Annotated in this window: 13 protein-coding genes and 1 pseudogene; 11 read left to right on the top strand and 3 right to left on the bottom strand. The window is 73.7% G+C overall.

The annotated features are described in order from the left end of the window. Positions 1 to 303 precede the first annotated feature (303 nt). The 5 genes from AB0L40_RS12750 to AB0L40_RS12730 all read left to right on the top strand — a co-directional run bounded on the left by AB0L40_RS12750 (position 304) and on the right by AB0L40_RS12730 (position 4,973). Positions 304 to 681, top strand: a complete 378-nt coding sequence (locus tag AB0L40_RS12750) for a VOC family protein (protein ID WP_364354525.1) — start codon at positions 304 to 306, stop codon at positions 679 to 681. Continuing rightward, positions 681 to 2,294, top strand: coding sequence for a Ppx/GppA phosphatase family protein (locus tag AB0L40_RS12745; protein ID WP_364354522.1), 1,614 nt, complete (start codon positions 681 to 683; stop codon positions 2,292 to 2,294). Before AB0L40_RS12750 ends, AB0L40_RS12745 begins: the two co-directional genes overlap by 1 nt. A gap of 349 nt (positions 2,295 to 2,643) precedes the next feature. Further along, positions 2,644 to 3,189 (top strand): sigma-70 family RNA polymerase sigma factor, encoded by a 546-nt coding sequence (locus AB0L40_RS12740; RefSeq protein WP_364354519.1) that lies wholly within the window; start codon positions 2,644 to 2,646, stop codon positions 3,187 to 3,189. Further along, positions 3,182 to 4,162, top strand: a complete 981-nt coding sequence (locus tag AB0L40_RS12735) for a hypothetical protein (RefSeq protein WP_364354516.1) — start codon at positions 3,182 to 3,184, stop codon at positions 4,160 to 4,162. The genes AB0L40_RS12740 and AB0L40_RS12735 overlap by 8 nt, the downstream gene beginning before the upstream one ends. Positions 4,163 to 4,346: 184 nt before the next feature. Continuing rightward, positions 4,347 to 4,973, top strand: a complete 627-nt coding sequence (locus tag AB0L40_RS12730; RefSeq protein WP_364354513.1) for a hypothetical protein — start codon at positions 4,347 to 4,349, stop codon at positions 4,971 to 4,973. Between the two features lie 103 nt (positions 4,974 to 5,076). Here AB0L40_RS12730 and AB0L40_RS12725 read toward each other — a convergent pair whose 3' ends face one another. Further along, positions 5,077 to 5,310: a hypothetical protein gene (locus AB0L40_RS12725; RefSeq protein ID WP_364354510.1), complete on the bottom strand. Its 234-nt coding sequence runs from the start codon at positions 5,308 to 5,310 to the stop codon at positions 5,077 to 5,079. A gap of 280 nt (positions 5,311 to 5,590) precedes the next feature. Between AB0L40_RS12725 and AB0L40_RS12720 the strand changes: the two genes are divergently transcribed. The 4 genes and pseudogenes from AB0L40_RS12720 to AB0L40_RS12705 all read left to right on the top strand — a co-directional run bounded on the left by AB0L40_RS12720 (position 5,591) and on the right by AB0L40_RS12705 (position 11,920). Beyond that, positions 5,591 to 6,250 (top strand): NUDIX domain-containing protein, encoded by a 660-nt coding sequence (locus AB0L40_RS12720; RefSeq protein WP_364354507.1) that lies wholly within the window; start codon positions 5,591 to 5,593, stop codon positions 6,248 to 6,250. Continuing rightward, entirely contained in the window at positions 6,247 to 6,609 is a 363-nt protein-coding gene (locus AB0L40_RS12715) for a hypothetical protein (protein ID WP_364354504.1), read from the top strand. The genes AB0L40_RS12720 and AB0L40_RS12715 overlap by 4 nt, the downstream gene beginning before the upstream one ends. 256 nt (positions 6,610 to 6,865) lie before the next feature. Next, the gene (locus AB0L40_RS12710; protein WP_364354501.1) at positions 6,866 to 11,215 is read left to right on the top strand and encodes a multifunctional oxoglutarate decarboxylase/oxoglutarate dehydrogenase thiamine pyrophosphate-binding subunit/dihydrolipoyllysine-residue succinyltransferase subunit; all 4,350 of its coding nucleotides are present in this window, start codon (positions 6,866 to 6,868) and stop codon (positions 11,213 to 11,215) included. Between the two features lie 281 nt (positions 11,216 to 11,496). Then, a pseudogene (locus AB0L40_RS12705) lies at positions 11,497 to 11,920 on the top strand (secondary thiamine-phosphate synthase enzyme YjbQ). A 4-nt stretch (positions 11,921 to 11,924) separates the two neighbouring features. Here AB0L40_RS12705 and AB0L40_RS12700 read toward each other — a convergent pair. Continuing rightward, complete coding sequence (locus AB0L40_RS12700; protein WP_364354498.1) at positions 11,925 to 12,365, bottom strand: cytochrome c; 441 nt, start codon at positions 12,363 to 12,365, stop codon at positions 11,925 to 11,927. Then, positions 12,362 to 12,829 carry a hypothetical protein gene (locus tag AB0L40_RS12695; RefSeq protein ID WP_364354496.1) on the bottom strand — a complete coding sequence of 156 codons (468 nt, stop codon included), beginning with the start codon at positions 12,827 to 12,829 and terminating at the stop codon, positions 12,362 to 12,364. Before AB0L40_RS12695 ends, AB0L40_RS12700 begins: the two co-directional genes overlap by 4 nt. A 356-nt stretch (positions 12,830 to 13,185) precedes the next feature. Between AB0L40_RS12695 and AB0L40_RS12690 the strand changes: the two genes are divergently transcribed. Both AB0L40_RS12690 and AB0L40_RS12685 read left to right on the top strand, forming a co-directional pair. Then, positions 13,186 to 14,058 (top strand): hypothetical protein, encoded by an 873-nt coding sequence (locus AB0L40_RS12690; RefSeq protein WP_364354493.1) that lies wholly within the window; start codon positions 13,186 to 13,188, stop codon positions 14,056 to 14,058. A 295-nt stretch (positions 14,059 to 14,353) separates the two neighbouring features. Further along, a partial coding sequence (locus AB0L40_RS12685) for a M36 family metallopeptidase (protein ID WP_364354490.1) occupies positions 14,354 to 17,808 on the top strand: 3,455 nt, incomplete at its 3' end.

Raw genomic sequence — 17,808 nt, 5'->3', positions numbered from 1 at the left:
CACGCGGCAGGGTCCTCGACTCTGCCCCGGAGCCGGCGCGATCGGTTGCGCCGAGCGGACAAGATCCCGGGGTGACTCCGCGCCGCCCGTATCGAACCGGGCCACGAACGTACGATTCGGACACGCAACACCGTCCACACGGCGATCTGCGTCACCGCCGAATCGCGTGCCGGCCTGGGCGCCGACGCCGTGGCGGGCCGGACGGGCGCCGCGGACCGACCGCGAGCATCCGCACCCCGACGGTCACGACCGCCGATACCGTCCGTCCGGGCCCCGGCCGCACCCCGCGCTAGCCTCCGCCACGTGCCCGCACTGCTTCACACCTGTTACCGGATCGGCGACATCGACCGGTCGGTCGCGTTCTACGGCGCGCTCGGCTTCGAGGAGCTCCGCCGCGTGCCGATCGGCAGCGACGCGACCAACGTCTTCCTGGGCCTGCCCGGCGACGGCGCCCGCCTGGAGCTCACGTACAACCACGGCGTCGACGGCTACGAGATCGGCTCGGGCTACGGCCACATCGCGGTCTCGGCGGGGGACCTCGACGCGACGCTCGAGGCCCTGGCCGCGCAGGGGATCACGCCCGAGAAGCCGCCGTACTCGGTGCGCGAGGGCGGCTCGCGGCTGTGCTTCGTCCGCGACCCCGACGGCTACCGCATCGAGCTCATCGAGACGACGGGTTGATGCCCACCCCCGACGGTCTCGGCGGGCCGGCCTTCGGCGGCGTCGCGGGGGCGTCCACCCGGCGCGCGGTCGTCGACCTCGGGTCCAACACCTTCCGCATGGTCGTCTACGCGGTCGACCCGACGGCCTCGCGGGTCCCCGGCGGCGCGTGGCGCCAGACGGCCGAGCTCTACGAGCCCGTCCGCATCGGCGCGGACCTCGGCCCGAACGGCGAGCTGCAGCCCCGCGGCCTACGGCGCGCCTTCGTCGCGATCCAGCTGTTCGACCACTTCTGCCGCTCGCACGAGCTGACGTCCGACCGCATCGACGCGGTCGCCACCAGCGCGATCCGCGAGGCCCCGAACCAGGACGCGATCCTCGACGACACCCGCGCCCAGACGCTCCTGCGCCCGCGCGTCCTCAGCCAGACGGAGGAGGCCGCGTACGGCCACATCGCGGCGATCAACTCGACGACGCTGTCCGACGGCGGCGTGCTCGACATCGGCGGCGGCTCGATGCAGCTCGCGCGCACCCGGGGTCGCGGCGCCACCGACAGCCGCTCGTGGCGCCTGGGCGCCGTCCGCACGACGGAGCAGTTCCTCCGGGGCGACGGCCCGACGCCGAAGTCGGCGATCAAGCAGCTGCGCCGCCACGTCGAGGACGAGCTGCAGGCCGCGCCCTGGGTGGCCGACCTGGGCGACCGGCTCGTCGGCGTCGGCGGCGCCGTCCGCAACCTCGCCACCGCGATCCGCCACCACCACGGCGCGACGGACCTCGGCGTCCAGGGCGTCCGGGTGGACCGCGACGCGCTCGAGCGCCTGATCGACGAGCTCGCCGCGCTGCCGCCGAAGGAGCGCGGCTCGCTCCCCGGCATCAAACCCTCTCGCGCCGACGTCATCCTCGGCGCCGCGGTGACGATCGACACCGTCCTGCACGTCGCCGGCGTCCACGCGATCGAGGCCACCGAGTTCGGCCTCCGCGAGGGCGTCTTCCTCGACCGGCTGCTGGGCGCGCAGAAGGCCGCGACCGGCCTGGCGGCCTACCCCGACGTGCGCGACGCCGCGGTCCGCAACCTCGCCGCCCGCTACGACGACGACCCGCGCCACTCCGCCCACGTGGAGAAGCTCGCGCTGGAGCTCTTCGACGGGCTGCACGCGCTCGGCGTCCACGACGGCGACCCGCGCGAGCGCGGCCTCGTCTCCGCCGCGGCGGCGCTGCACGACATCGGCATGGCCGTCGGCTACGACGACCACCACAAGCACGGCCGCTACCTGCTGGTCACCAACGGCCTGCCGGGGTTCTCGCCCGCCGAGACCGCCGTCGTCGGCCAAGCGATCCGGTACCACCGCAAGGGCACCCCGACGATGGGGCCGTTCCGGTCGCTCGTGACCGACGGCGACGATGCCCGGCTGCTGCGCATGGTCGCCCTGCTGCGGATGGCCGAGGGGATGGAGCGGGGCCACGACGGCGCGGTCCGCGCGGTCACCCTGCGGCGCGACGGCGACCGGCTGCTGCTGCACATGTCCTGCGGCGTCGACGGGGCGCCCGTCGCGCGCTGGGCCGCCGAGGGGCAGGCAGCGCTCGTCCGACGGGCGTTCGGCGTCGAACTCGAGGTGACGGAGGGGGCGGGCTGAGGCTGCACCGCCACCGCCGAGGGGCGAGGAGAGCATCCGCGTCAGCAGTCGGCCGGCAGGCACGGGTCTCGTCGGCTCGCGGTCGCCGACGAGGTCCCCCTCGATCGCGGACGCGTCGTCGTCCGGACTCTCCAGCCAGGAGCGCCGGGTTCCGTCGCCGGCTAGGCGTCGACGAATGGGACGCACGCACGCCGACCTTGCTGCGTGGGCGTCGACCTGTTGCGTTCGACGCAAGAGTCCGCGCGCACGACGCACACCCAGGCGCCGTTGCTCGTCGTGCCGTCCGCTCCTCGAGTCGGCATCCGGGTGTCACAACTTTCGTGGTCGTTCGTCTTAAGAGCCGAGATCCGTGACGCCTACCGCTGACCACATCGCCTCGCTGTATGACCGTCACGCCCCAGAGGTGCTGCGATACCTCGCCAGGCGTACCTTCGAACCGGAGACGGCGGTCGACCTCGTGGCCGAGACCTTCGCTCGAGCGGTCGCGGACCGACGACGGTTCCGTGGGCGGACGGATGAAGAGTTGGTCGGGTGGATCTACGCGATCGCCCGAAACCAGCTGACTGACTACCTGCGGCGCGGCCGCGTCGAGCGCGAGGCGATGGTTCGTCTCGGCATGCAGCGCCGATCGCTGCCTGATGCGGATTTCGATCGGATCGAGCAGTTGATCGACCTGCAGGGCGTTCGCGACGAAGTCGCCGCCGCTCTCGATGAGCTCACCGAACCGCAGCGACATGTGCTGCGCCTGCGGGTCCTCGAGGAGCAGTCGTACGTCGAGCTCGCTGCACGCCTCGGGACGAGCGAGCAGACGGCACGGGCGCGGGTCAGTCGTGCGCTGCGTGCGCTGCGCGCCACCCCTACATTCATCCGACTCGGGGAGGAACGCTGTGCCTGACGAGCACCCCCACGATGACCTGCGCAATCTGACCGTGCTGCGCGAGATCGGCGTCGACTTGCGAGCGGCCGCCGCTCGCGAGGACCAGCACGAGGCCAACCTGATCTTGCGCGCTCGCCGCCTGCGGCACCGCCGCCGGTTCGCGATCGCCGGCTTCGCGGTGTCCGCGATCGTCGCGGCCGTCGCCATCGGGCCGGGTCTGAACGAGGACGGAATGCCCCGTCTCGATGCGGTTGCCTCCGCTCGAGCGGCGCTTTCGCCGGCTGGCGACGTCGTTCACCTCGTCATGTCGGGAGGACCCGTTCAGCCGGACGGCCGTCCCCAACGAATCGCGATCACCGAAGGTCGCCGAACCGTCGCGCTGCAAGGCCGGAGGATCGAGCAGTGGATGGCTGACCGGCCGCAGCGCTTCCGGACCCGTACCAGCACGGAGACCCCGGACGGGCGTCCGCTGGGCTACCTCGAAAGCGGCCAGGCCGCCGACGGACGGGGTTGGGAGCTCAAGAGCTGGAATGGATCGTTGCGCGTCTCGTCGCGCGCCGCGCCCGACGGCATCGATCTCACTGGTGCGGGCGCCCCCGACGCTGCCAGTGCCGTCGAGCTGCTCCTGCGCGAGAAGCGCTTCGTGGACCGCGGCACCACGACGCTCGAGGGGCGCCAGGTCCGCGAACTCGTCGCCGACCACGCCGGCGGCTCCAACGGACAGGGCGGCTTCACGGCTGACACCCGCCTGCGGTACTTCGTCGACGAGGCGTCAGGCGAGCCGGTGCGCATCGACTCGTACTTTCGGCCGCCGCTGAATTTCGCACCCGACGTCTCGGCTGCCGAGCGAGCGCGCATCACGTCCCAAAACAGTTCGTACGTCCTGAGCGCTCGGCTCACCGTCGTGCGCTACGAACGCGTCCCGATCCCGCAGGCGGACCCGGAGATCTTCCAAGTCCCCGACGCACCAGAACACGGCCCCGGGCGGTGACTCACACTTAGCACCGCACGCAACACCGGACCGAGAAAACCGCCGGCCGTAGGCCGGAGGATGCCTCACGCCGTCACGCACTTCTTGTGACCGCAGGTAGAAATGGCGCCTGCTTTCACCGGTCGAGTGTGGTGTGCACGTTGCCGGGCGCAACCGACAACAACCCGAACGGGAGCAAGCAGGTATGCGAAATTCGCTGCAATACGCGACAGGGAATGGTGCGTCCATTTTCACCTCCACACTCCGCCGACGCCTGGCGGTTCTTCTGGCGATCGTGGCGTTGGTGCTCGCCGGGAGCGCCGTCGCCGCACAGCCGAAGGTCTGGTCGCCCAAGGTCACCGCGTATGAGTCCGCCGGCTCGCCGGCCGATGCCGAGGCACGCGCGCCCGTAGAGCGGACGCGTCTGGCCAACGTCGACATCGACGCTGCCCGGGCCCGTACCGTGGGTGATCCCAGCGGCGAGACGAAGACGTGGACCGTCGTGCCCATCGAGTCGGGGATCTGTGCCGTCTTCGGCGACGGCAATGTCCTCTGTGGCCACGATGAGCGTCTTGCCGTCTCCGGCGCTTCGGTCATCTGGTCGACGCCGAGCCCCGTGGAGGTGCAGGAAGGCACCGGCGCCTACGCGTTCCGCGGGATTGCGGTCGATGACGTCGCGAGCGTCGCCGTGATCAACCAGGACGGGGTGGAGCTCGCGAAGACGGCTCCGAAGGGATCGGTGTTCGCGATCACCGTCGCGGCGGCGAAGCAGCCCACCGCGCTCCGCCTCACTGGTAGCGACGGGCAGGTCTCGGTCATCGAGGTCGACTGAGACCCGGGCAGCCCGGGCGATCTATCGCCCGGGCTGCGCCGCCCGCGCGTGCTGCAGCGCACCTTCCGCAGCACGCACCGTCGACCCCGACCCGACCCCCCTCTCACCGCCGCGCGCCGACTCCGGCCACCAGCGCCGCGAAGAACGCGGCGGGCGTGACGATTCCGCGCACCTGCCGCCGCTCGTCGACGACCGGGGCGGTCAGCACCGGGTGGGTCATGAGCGTCTCGGCCAGCTGCGTGTCGGAGTGCTGCTCGCCGATCTCCACGCGCTCGCGGTTGGCGTGGCGACTGACGGGTTCGGCGAGCGCCGCCTCGCGGTGGCGCAGCACGGGCACGACGCGCAGCAGCGCCCGGTGATCGGCCGCGGGGTCATCAGGCGTACCGGAGCAGGATGTCGAGGGTCACCGGCACCATCGGGAGCAATCTGACCGGCACGCCGACCATCACGAACAGCCCGACGAAGAAGACGACGACGACCGTCATCAGCAGGATCGACAGCAGGCGCCGCAGTTCGCGCGGGTCCCCCGATCGTCGCGAGGCTCGGCCTGCGCCACCGCGTCGACCTCACCCGCTACGCGCTTCGCAGCGGGCTCGTCGAGCCGTAGAATCCGCTCGATGACGGCGGGCCCCACCATCCTCGCGTCCGGCCCCTGGGCCGCGGACGAGGTGCTCTCCACCTGGCTGGAGGAGCCCTACGTCGCCGCCGACGAGGCCACCGCCGCCGCCGACGCCGCGATCCAGCAGCTCAAGGACCGCGACTCGCCGAGCCACGACGGGCTCTCCACCCGCCTGGCCTCGCACCACGTCGACGAGCAGGGCCGCCTGCACCTCGAGCTCGAGCCGGTGCGCTGGGCGCTGCGCCTGCTGCCCGGCGGCGCGGCGCGCTCGATGACCGGCCAGTGCGTCGTCCGCGACCAGCAGGGCCGCTGGCTCGCCGGCCGCCGCGCGTCGTGGGTCGCGACGTGGGCGGGCCGCTGGAGCCTCGGCGCCGGCGGCGCGGTCGACCCCGGCGAGTCGCCGATGCGGACGCTGGAGCGCGAGCTCTCCGAGGAGTGGAACGTCGAGGCCGAGCGCCTGCAGGGCCTGTCGCTGGTGCTGCTGCCCAGCGACCTCGTGATGTTCGTCGGCGTCGCCTGGCTGCCCGACGGCGCCGAGGTGCAGCGCGACCCCGAGCACGACGCGCACGAGTGGTGGCCGGCGGACGTCGACGCGTGGCCCGAGCACGCGGAGCCCACGCTGCGGGGCCTCGCCCGCGCGGTGCAGGGCGTGGCGTGAGCCTCGGCCGGATCCCGGAGCGCACCGGCGGGGACGGGGCGGCACGGCGGGGCCTCGCGCTGCTCGCGCCGTCCTTCCGCGTCATGAAGTGGTGCTCGTTCGTGCACTCCGCGATCTACCTCGGGCTCCTCGCCTGCTGGATCGGCGGCGTGGACAGCGGGCTGAAGACCGCGCTGGGCTGGGGCCACGGGTGGGGCTGGATCATCATGTGCGTCCTGACGCTCGCCGCCCTGCGGGCCCGTGTGATCCCGTTGTGGCTCGCCGGTTGCGTTGCGGTGATCGGGGCGATCGGGCCGTTCGTCGGCTCGATCGGGTTCGTGGTCGAGCAGCGCCGCCGCGAGCGCGCCGCGGCCGCCTGAGCGACGACGGCCGCAGTCGTCCCAGCCCACCGGGCGGGCGCCCCGATCCCCCGGTGCCGACGGCCGACGCGCCGCCGGTGCCGCCGGAGGAGGTCGCCGCGGGGGCCACCACCGCTGCCGCCGGGCGTGACACCGACGGTGAGGCGCCATCCCCCGAACGGGTGGGCCCGGGCCCCGGACACCAGTCCGCAACAGGGTTCGGATGTGTCCCTGCGCAGACTCCGACCCCGAACCAGAGTGCTAGGTTCGATGTCTCATGGCGACAGGCACCACCGTCCAGGTCATCCTCCCGCAGATGGGCGAGTCCGTGGCGGAGGGCACGGTGCTCGAGTGGCTGAAGGAGCCCGGGGACCAGGTCACGGAGGGCGAGGACCTCGTGGTCATCTCGACCGACAAGGTCGACGCCGAGATCCCCGCCCCCGCCTCCGGCGTCCTCGTCGCGGTCCACGCGACCGAGGGCGAGACGGTCCAGTCCGGCTTCGTGGTCGGCGAGATCGACCCCAACGGCACCGGCGGCTCCGAGGCTCCCTCCCCCTCGTCCGACGCCTCCGAGGCCGGCGCGGTGAGCGACGGCGCCGCCAAGCAGGCGGACCCGGGCAACGCTCCGGCCGCCGGCGGCGACCTGGTCGACATCATCACGCCGTCCGCGGGCGACTCGGTCACCGAGGCGACGCTGCTCGAGTGGCTCGTCGAGGAGGGCGACACCGTCGAGGAGGGCGCCGACGTCCTCGTCGTCTCGACCGACAAGGTCGACATGGAGCTCCCCGCCCCCGTCGGCGGCGTGCTCGAGAAGAAGCTCTTCGCCGACGGCGACACGATCCACCCGCAGGAGGTCATCGGCCACATCCGCGCCGGGGCCGCGGCCGCGTCGAGCGCCCCCGCCCCCGAGGCCCCGGCCGCCGACGCCGCGCCGACCAACGGCTCGGGCTCCGCCGCCACGATCCCGTCCGACGTCAAGGCCACGCCGGTCGCGGCGCGCGCCGCCGGCGTCGAGGGCGTCGACCTCACGGGCGTCCGCGGCACCGGCCCGCAGGGCCGCATCACCAAGGACGACGTCCTCACCGCGAAGTCCAACGGCGGGCGCTCGTCCGCCGCGGTCACGCGCACCCCGATCCGCGGCGGCGCGTCCGCCCTGGCGCGCGGGATGGAGGAGTCCCTCACCGTCCCGACGGCCACGTCGTTCCGGACGATCACGATCACGACGCTCGACGGCCGCCGCAAGCAGCTGAAGGCCGCCGGCGAGAAGGTCTCCTTCACCCACCTCATCGGCTACGCCATCGCCCGCGCGGCGACGGAGCAGATGCCCGCGATGGGCCTGACGTACGAGAAGGACGACGAGGGCAACCCGATCCTCGTCGACCACGGGCAGGTCAACCTCGGCATCGCCGTCGACGTCGAGCGCCGCGGCAAGCGCACGCTGATGGTCCCGGTCATCAAGGACGCGGGCCGCCTCGGCTTCCGCGGCTTCCTCGACGCGTTCAACGCGCTGATCGCCAAGGCGCGCGACAACAAGCTCACGGGCGACGACCTGCAGGGCGCCAACATCCAGCTGACGAACCCGGGCGGCATCGGCACCGTCGCCTCGGTCCCCCGCCTGATGACCGGCAACGGCACGATCGTCGCGACCGGCTCGATCGCCTACCCCGTCGGCCTCGGCGAGGTCGGCGAGCTGATCGGCGCCGAGAAGGTCATGTCGATGACCTCGACGTACGACCACCGGATCATCCAGGGCGCCCAGTCGGGCCAGTTCCTGAAGATCGTCGAGGAGTACCTCCAGGGCGAGCACGAGTTCTACGAGCAGGCGTTCGCCGACCTCGGCGCGTCGCTCGGCCCCGCGATCGAGAAGCCGCAGCCGAAGATCCAGGCCGGTGCCGGCGGCGCCGGTGCGGCGGCGACCGCGGTCGCCCAGGGCGGCGCGCCGTCCATCGAGCTGCTGCAGGCCGTCCAGGCCGCCACCTCGCTGATCCGCGCGATCCGCTCGCACGGCCACCTGCTGGCGAAGCTCGACCCGCTCGAGACCGCGTCCGACCGCACGCCGGAGGACATCGCCCGCCAGATCGGCGTCGACCTCGAGCGCCTCGGCCTCGACGAGGAGCACCTGAAGCAGATCCCGGCGTCGATCCTGCGCACGTTCGTCGGCGGCGACACGCTCGCCGACGTCCTGCCGGCGCTGCGCGACGTCTACTGCGGCTCGACGGCGTACGAGGTCGAGCACATCTCCGACAACGAGCAGCGGGTCTGGCTGCGCGAGAAGATCGAGTCCGGCGAGTACCGCAAGCCGCTCTCGCCCGAGAGCAAGAAGGGCCTGCTCGGCCGCCTGATCCAGGTCGACACGTTCGAGCGGTTCATGCAGAAGGCCTACCTCGGCCAGAAGCGCTTCTCGATCGAGGGCCTCGACATCACGGTCCCGGTCATCGACGAGCTGATCCACCTCGCGGGCGCCCGCGCCGGCGCGCAGGAGGTCATCATCGGCATGGCCCACCGCGGCCGCCTCAACGTGCTGGCCCACAACCTCGGCCGCCCGTACGACGCGCTCTTCACCGAGTTCGAGGGCGGCTCGGTCATCGCCGCGGCGAAGACCGTCACGCAGGACCTGCAGGGCGGCACCGGCGACGTCAAGTACCACCACGGCGCGTCCGGCCGCTACGAGCTGCCCGACGGCAAGTCGATCGGCGTGGTGCTCGAGAGCAACCCGTCGCACCTCGAGTTCGTCAACCCGGTCGTCCTCGGCGCCGCCCGCGCCGTCCAGACCGACCGCGGCCAGGCCCACGGCCCGCGCGACGAGGACGTCGCGCTGCCGATCATCCTCCACGGCGACGCGGCCTTCCCGGGCCAGGGCGTCGTCGCCGAGTCGCTGAACCTCCAGGCGCTCGAGGGCTACCGCGTCGGCGGCGCGGTCCACCTGATCTGCAACAACCAGGTCGGCTTCACCACCGACCCGACCGACTCGCGCTCGACGAAGTGGTCCTCGGACCTCGCCAAGGGCTTCGACGTGCCGATCATCCACGTCAACGCCGACGACGTCGAGGCCTGCATCAACGCCACGCGCCTCGCGTTCGCGTTCCGCCAGGAGTTCGGCCACGACGTCCTGATCGACCTCATCGGCTACCGCCGCTACGGGCACAACGAGTCCGACGAGCCCGCCTACACGCAGCCCGTCATGGCCGAGACGATCAAGAAGCACCCGCGGGTGTCGGAGCTCTACGCGGAGCGCCTCGTCTCCGAGGACGTCCTCTCCAAGGAGGCCGTCGACAGCCAGCGCCAGGCCGTCAACGACAACCTCACCGAGCTGCACCAGGGCGTCAAGAAGAAGGTCAAGGACTGGCAGGAGGCCGGCGGCACGATCGACACGTCCGCCACCGGCACCTACCTGATGGACCGTTCGCGCTCCGAGGAGCCCGTCACCAAGGTCTCCAAGGAGGAGCTGACGGAGCTCAACGAGCAGCTCCTGACGGTGCCCGAGGACTTCGTCTGGAACGCGAAGCTCAAGAAGCAGATGGACAAGCGCCGCGACGCGCTGGGCCCGGACGGCGGCATCGAGTGGGCGCACGCCGAGGCCCTGGCCTACGCGTCGCTCGTCAAGGAGGGCGTCCCCGTCCGCCTGACCGGCCAGGACTCCGAGCGCGGCACGTTCTCGCAGCGCCACCTCGTCCTGCACGACTCGCGCGACGGCAAGGGCTACGCGCCGATCCGCAACATCCCCGGTGCCCAGGCGCCGATGGAGCTGCACAACTCGCCGCTGTCCGAGGTCGCGTGCCTCGGCTTCGAGTACGGCTACTCGCAGGAGGCGCCCGAGGCGCTCGTCCTGTGGGAGGCCCAGTTCGGCGACTTCGTCAACGGCACCCAGGTCATCATCGACCAGTTCATCGTCTCCGGCCTGGCCAAGTGGGGCCAGACGTCGCGCCTGACGCTGCTCCTGCCGCACGGCTACGAGGGCGCCGGTCCGGAGCACTCCTCCGGCCGCGTCGAGCGCTTCCTGCAGCTCGCCGCCGAGGGCAACATCCGCGTCGCGAACGTCACGACGCCGGCGCAGTACTTCCACCTCCTGCGCCGCCAGGCCCTGATCGAGAAGCCGCGCCCGCTCGTCGTCATGACGCCGAAGTCGCTGCTGCGCCTGCCCCAGGCCCGCAACCGCATCGAGCACCTGTCGGAGACCCGCTTCTTCCCGGTCCTCGGCGAGCCCGGCGTCGACCCCAACGGCGTCACGCGGCTCATCCTCTGCACCGGCAAGATCTTCTACGACCTCCGCCAGCACGAGATGCGCCAGGACAACGGGGCCGTCGCGATCGGCCGCATCGAGCAGCTCTACCCCTTCCCGGAGCAGGGGCTGCGCGACCTGATCGGCGCGTACCCGAACCTGCGCGAGGTCGTGTGGGTCCAGGAGGAGCCGCGCAACATGGGCGCCCGCGCGTTCATGGCCCCGCGCCTGCAGCAGATCCTCCCCGACCACCTGGCCATCGGCTACGTCGGCCGCCCGGAGCGCGCCTCCCCGTCCGAGGGCTACCCGGCCGCGCACACGATCGAGCAGAACCGCATCGTCAAGACCGCGCTGGACGCGTCGGCGCCGGTCTCGCAGTTCCCGAAGCGCTCGCCCGGCAACCGGTAGGCCCCGTCGGCTGCGGCCGGCGGCATCGCAGGACCCGAACGCCCGGCACCCGCCGGGCGTTCGGCGTTCCGGGGCCGGGGGTCCCGGAGGCCGGGTGCCGCGGGTTCGTCCCGGGGGGGGCAGGGCGTTCCCGCAGCGGCCGGCTGATCGCGCCCGGGGCCCGACGGCGGGCGGGCAGGGGCGATCGCCCCCGGGGACGACACACCAACGCGTCGGCGGATCTTCCCCCACCGCGCGACGGCCGGGGAGGCCTCGTCGTGACCTCCTGCGAGGATCAGCAGATGGTCTGGGTCCAGCGCACCGTGTCGCTCCGTCCGCGTCCCCGCGGGTTCCACCTGGTCACCGACGAGGTCCTCGGCGCGCTGCCCGAGCTCGGCGACGTGCGGGTCGGGCTGCTCCACGTCTTCTGCCGGCACACCTCCGCCGGGCTGACGCTGAACGAGAACGCGAGCCCCGACGTGCGGCGTGACCTGCGCACGTGGTTCGACGACCGGGTGCCGGAGCAGTACGTGGACCCACACGCTCGAGGGCGACGACGACATGCCCGCGCACGTCAAGACCACCCTCGTCGGCCCGGACCTCACGATCCCCGTCACCGACGGCCGGCCGGCGCTCGGCACCTGGCAGGGCATCACGCTGTGCGAGTTCCGCGACCGCGGCGGCTCCCGCGAGGTCGTGCTGACGCTCAGCGGCAGCGACGACTGACGAGCTACCGCCCCGAGGTCGCCGCCTGCAGGTAGCGCACGAGGTCGTCGAGCTCGGGCTTCGAGAGGCGCGCGTAGCCGTCGGGCATGCGGCCGTCCGGATATCCGGGCGTGCCCTCGGCGCTCGGGTCGACGATGTCGCGGCGGATCGTGGCCAGCGTGTCGGCGGAGATCGAGGCGTCGAGGTCCGGGCCGATCGTGCCCTCCGAGCGCGCGTCGGCCAACCGGTGGCAGCCGCCGCAGCCGTTGTCGGCGAACGTCTTGCGCCCGCGGTCCGCGACGACGCCCAGCGTCGCCAGCGCGGTGCGACTGCTCGCCGACGTCGTCTTGGCGGGCGCCGTGGCCTCCGGCGACCCGTCGCCGCCCGGGTCGATCCCGACGATCGTCCCGCCCAGGACGACGACCACGATCGCGGCGAGCACCCAGCGGACCCACGCCTCGCTCATACGAGCACCTCCGTCCGCACGTCCTCGGGCGGGGGCGGCGGCGGGTCGACGCCCAGCTGGTCGCGCGCGAGCACGACGCCAAGGACGGTGAGCAGGACGGCGGCGATCTCGGCGCCGAGCGTGAGCCCCGCCGCCGCGTCGTAGCCGGACTCGCGGAATCCGAAGAGCCCGTCGCCGTTGCGCGTCAGGACGAGCGCGACGATCGACGGGCCGCTGATCGCCAGGGAGCCGATCGCGAACGCCAGCGGGCGGCGCGCGATCAGCAGCAGGAGCACCACCAGCGACGCGATCGCGTTGACCAGGAACAGCGGGCCGATCCACCGGATCGACGAGTAGCCGTCGTGGTAGAGGTGCGCGTGCTCCCAGGCGCCGATCCCCACGGCGACGGCCGCCGCGGCGAGGACCGCGAGCGGGACGGGCCGGACGTCGCGGGGCCCGGTGAGGAGGTCGAAGATCCCGGACATCGGGCCAACCTAGTCCTCTCGGCGGCCCGGCGCCACCGACGTCCGGTCCCGCGGTGGCGCCGTCGGGACGGTCGTCGCGCGGAGGCGCCAGGACGGCGGGGAGCGGCCGCGCGGCGGAGGCCGGCGCACGCGCGCCGGGGGTCCGGCCCGGTGGAGCTCGAGTCTCGCCGCAGCCCACCCGGCGCCGCAGCGCACGACGGCCCGGTGAGGCGGCGCGGGGTGGTCCGATGGGGCCGCGTCCGGCCGCTCGGAGGACCGGCGTACGGCGACCCGGCGGAGCGGCGCCCGGCGCCGGGCGCGTGCCGTCCCGGACGGGTGAGCGCCCCGTCGCGTCAGGGCGTAGCATCCGACGGCCCATGGCTTCCGACGCTGCTTCCTCCGAGACGACCGCGACGGTCCTTCGCGCGACCGCGGGCCAGATCCGCCTGCAGCTCGAGGGCGGTCGCGAGGTCACCAAGCGCGTGACCGTGCCGATCAGCCGGCGCGAGTCGATCGTCGGCCAGGCCGTCCCCGTCGTCGTCACCGGCGAGGGCGACAAGGCCCGCGTCGACCTCGCCGACAACTGGCTCGAGGCCGGCGCCGCTCCCGCCAAGAAGGCGCCCGCCAAGCGCAAGCGCACCGGTGGCGCCGCCGCGGCCGAGGCGGAGGCCGCCGAGGCGACGCCCGCCAAGAAGCCCGCCGCCAAGCGCCGCCGCTCCGGCGGGGCCGACCCCGTCGAGGCCGTCGAGGTCGAGGCGCCGAAGAAGCCCGCCGCCCGCAAGCCGCGCGCGAAGCAGGCCGCCCCGGCCGAGGCCCCCGTCGTCGCCGCGGCCGAGACCGAGGCCGCCGAGGCCCCGAAGAAGCGCACCCGCACCCGCACCGCGAAGAAGCCCGTCGAGCCCGAGGTCGTCGTGGCCGCGGAGACGCCCGCCGCGCCCGTCGTCGCCGAGGAGGCGCCCGTCGAGGCCGCCACGCCCGGCGAGGCCCCGTCGGTCTCCGAGGAGCCGAAGCCGAAGCGCTCCCGCTCCCGGTCCCGCGGTGGCCGCGGCAAGAAGGCCGACGCCCCCGTCGCCGAGGCCGTGCCCGCCGAGGCCGCCACGGAGGAGTCGCCCGCGAAGGCCGACACCCCGGTCGTCGAGGCCCCCGCGGTCGAGGCGCCCGCCCCCGCCGTCGTCGCGCTGGACCCCGAGGTCCTGCGCACCCGCATCGCCGCGGCCGTGGACCTCGTCCGCGCCGCCCGCGCGGCGTAGCGCCGCGTCTCCCCGCCGCCGCCCCGGCGAGGGCGACGGCGCGGAGGGCGCGGACCGGCCGCGCATCACCAGAACGGGTGATCGCGGAGCCCGGGCCGATCGTCGCGGCGGACCGCGCCGGCTGGACCGGTGTCCTAGGGCCCGCACCGGCCGGCCAGCCCGGTGTACGCACGGATGGCGTAGCCCCGGCTGCACCTCGCCGTTCGCGCCTATGATGGCGCGCAGGTCGTGGGTCCCCCGCAACGGCTCCCGGGCGTCCCGGACGGACGCGCCTCGCCCTGCGAAGGACCCACCGATGCGTTCTGGACCAGCCGCCGCGTCGGCGGCGCTCGCCCTCTCCCTGTCGTTGCTCGCCGCCGCGCCGGCCCTCGGCGCTGCCGGCCCGACGGGCGGCCTGCCCAACGTCGACCGCCGGGCCCCCGACCGCGCGCCCGTCCCCGCCGCCCGGGTCGCGGCCCGCCGGCAGCTCGACGCCGAGCTCGGCCCCGAGGGCGAGGTCCACACGGACCGCGCCGGCGGCGGCGTCTCCTTCGTCGGCCGGACCGACGCCCTGCTCACCGGCCGCTCGGCCGCGTCGCCCGAGGCGATCGCGCTCGGCTACGTCCGCGAGCAGGGCGCCGCGTTCGGCCTGCAGAAGGCGGACCTCGCGCACCTGCAGCTCGTCGCGCGGAGCGTCAGCCCCGACGGCATCGTCCACCTGCGCTTCAACCAGGTCCTCGACGGCATCCGCTCGTTCGACAGCGGCGTCGTGGCCGACGTCACCGCCGACGGCCGCCTGATCGACGTCTCCGGCGCCCCGGTCCCGGGCGCGAAGCTGCCGGACACCTCGCCCGCGCTGTCCGCTGCGGCCGGCCTGGGCGCCGCCCGTGAGGCCGTCGACGTCGCCGGCCTGCCGCCCCGCACGACGACGGTCGCCCCGGGCGCCGACCGCACGACGACGTTCGCGACCGGCGAGCGGGCCACGCTGCGCTGGAGCGCCACGGCCGACGGTCCGCGCCTGGCGTGGAGCGTCGTCACCGAGGACGACGACCACCTGGCGTACGAGGTCCTCGTCGACGCCGACAGCGGCGCGCTCCTGCGCCGGCAGGGCCTGACCGAGCACCTCGGCGGCATCCGGCACTTCCCGAGCGACCCGGACGCGACCCCCGCCGTGCAGACGACGATGCCGGCCTCCTGGTACGACGACTCCGCGAGCGGCACCCGCCTGTGGGGCCGGTACGCGCGCACCTACGTGGACCCGAGCGACGAGGACCCCGCCCCCGGCAGCGAGATCGGCGGCGCCCGCGTCCAGATCCCCGCCAGCGGCACCAGCGGCGGGGGACCGGACTGGATCTACGCGCCGACCCCGGACGCGACGGCCGGCTGCGTGGTGACCTCGGGCTGCACCTGGAACGGCTCGACCCGCGCGTCGGCCGTGGCGAACCAGACGCAGGCCGCGTCCAACGCCCACGTCCTGGCGAGCGCGTACCACGACTACCTGCAGCAGAGCCCGATCGGCTTCGACGAGGCGTCCGGCAACTTCCAGCGCACGAACACCACGGGCCAGGGCGTCGGCGGCGACTACGTCCAGGTCGAGGTCGACGACGGTCAGGGCTTCAACAACGCCAACATGACCACCGGGCCGGACGGCGCCGCCCCGCGCATGCAGATGTACCTCTGGACGATCCGGCGCGTCAACGGCGCCGACGACGCGAACATCGTCTACCACGAGTACGGCCACGGCCTGACCAACCGCCTCGTCGTCAACGCCGGCGGCAGCTCGACGCTGTCCTCGCAACAGCCGCGCATGATGGGCGAGGCGTGGAGCGACTTCTACGCGCTGGACCTGCTCATGAGCCAGGGCCACAAGCCCGACGACGCCGTCCCCGGCGACGTGACCCTGGGCGCCTATTCGACGGGCGGCGCGGGGATCCGGGCCAAGCCGATCGACTGCCCGGTGAACCCCGCCGGCATCGCCAACTGCAACGGCAAGGACGCCGGGGTGCCAACCGCCGTCCTCGGCGGCTACACGTACGGCGACCTCAGCATCACCAACAACACGAGCCCGCACAACGGCGGCGAGGTCTGGGCGGAGACGCTCTGGGACCTCCGCACGCTGCTGCGGACGAAGCTCGGCGACGTCGCGGGCCGCGACACGACCCTGGCCCTCGTCACCGGCGGCCTGCGGCTGACCACTCCCAACCCGTCGATGCTCGACATGCGCGACGCGATCCTGCGGCAGGCCGTCGCGATGCGCAGCGCCCCGGGCGCCGCGGACGACCGCTACGCCGACGTCTGGCAGGTCTTCGCCGCCCGCGGCATGGGCGCGGGCGCCACGACCCCGACCTCGGACGCCACGAACCCGGTCGAGAGCTACGCGCTCCCGACCGGCGTCCGCTCGGGCGGGACGCCGACGCTCACCGACCCGTACCCGGGTGGCGACGCCGACGGCGTGATCGAGGCCGGCGAGGAGTTCCGGGTCGCGGTCCCCGTGACGGGCATCGGGTCGGCCGACCTGCCCGGGGTGACGGGCACGCTGACGTCGACGAACCCCGCGATCACCGTCCTGACCGGCAACGCCTCCTGGCCCCTGCTGGGCAAGGGCCGGACGGCCCCGAACACGACGGCGTTCGTCGCCCGAGCGCCCGCCGGCGCCTGCCTCGCCAAGAGCCCGCTCTCGATCGCGATCACGTCGAGCGAGGGCGGCGTCGTCGTGCCGGCATCCGTCGATCCCCGCCCGGGGTCCAACGCCGTCGTCCCGATCACCGACGGCACCGGGACGAGCTCGTCCCCCGTCCCCCAGGTCACCGACGCGCCGTTCGTCGTCACGGGCAGCGGCACCGTCACCGACGTGAACCTGCGGATCGACCGGTTGCTGCACACGTGGCTCGGCGACCTGAAGATCGCGCTGGTCAGCCCTGCGGGCACCGTCGTCCCGATCACCAACCAGTGGGGCAACGCGAACTTCGGCGGCAACGACGTCGTCGACGCCGTCTTCGACGACTCCGGCCCGGTGCTGCCGACCCCGGCCAACGGGGCGCCGGGCCCCATCACCGGGACCTGGAAGCCCGCGTCGCCGCTGTCCGCGTTCAACGGCCAGGCGATCGCCGGGACCTGGAAGCTCCGGATCACGGACACCTTCCCCGACGACTCCGGCACGCTCTACCGCTGGGGCCTCGACGCGCCGCAGCAGGACTGCGGCCGGCTCGAGATCCCCGTTGCCGCGACCGCCGCGGCCGGCGGCGTCGGCCAGACCGCGGCGACGCTCAACGGCAGCGTCACCCCGAACGGCCGGGCGACGGGCCTGCGGTTCGTCTACGGCACCACCGCGTCGTACGGGCAGACCACGGCGACGCAGGCCGTCGGCGCGGGCGACGCGTCGATCCCCGGGACGGCCGCGCTCACGGGCCTGGCCCCGAGCACCACGTACCACTACCGCGTGGAGGCCATCCGCGAGGGCGGCGCGGTCGCCGTGACCGGCTCCGACCAGGCGTTCCGGACGGCCGACCCGCCCCCGCCGCCGGCCGACCCGGTGCCGACCACGCCCGCCGGGCCCGCGCCCCCGGCCGACCCGGGGACGCCCGTCGTCCCGACGACGCCCGCGGACCCGCTGGTCCCGCCGCCGCCCCTGGTCCCGAAGGACGTGACCGCCCCGAAGCTCACGGGCGGCGCGAAGACCATGACCCGCGTGTCGTCTCCAGCGATCGTGGTAGATGGCGTCCGCAAGACCTTCCGTCGTCCGCACCACCAGACGCACACGCTGAAGGAGCG

Source organism: Patulibacter sp. NPDC049589 (assembly GCF_040675535.1).
Classification (GTDB): Bacteria; Actinomycetota; Thermoleophilia; order Solirubrobacterales; family Solirubrobacteraceae; genus Patulibacter.
Note: the sequence above shows the minus strand (reverse complement) of the source record. Positions and strands in the feature narration are given on the sequence as shown.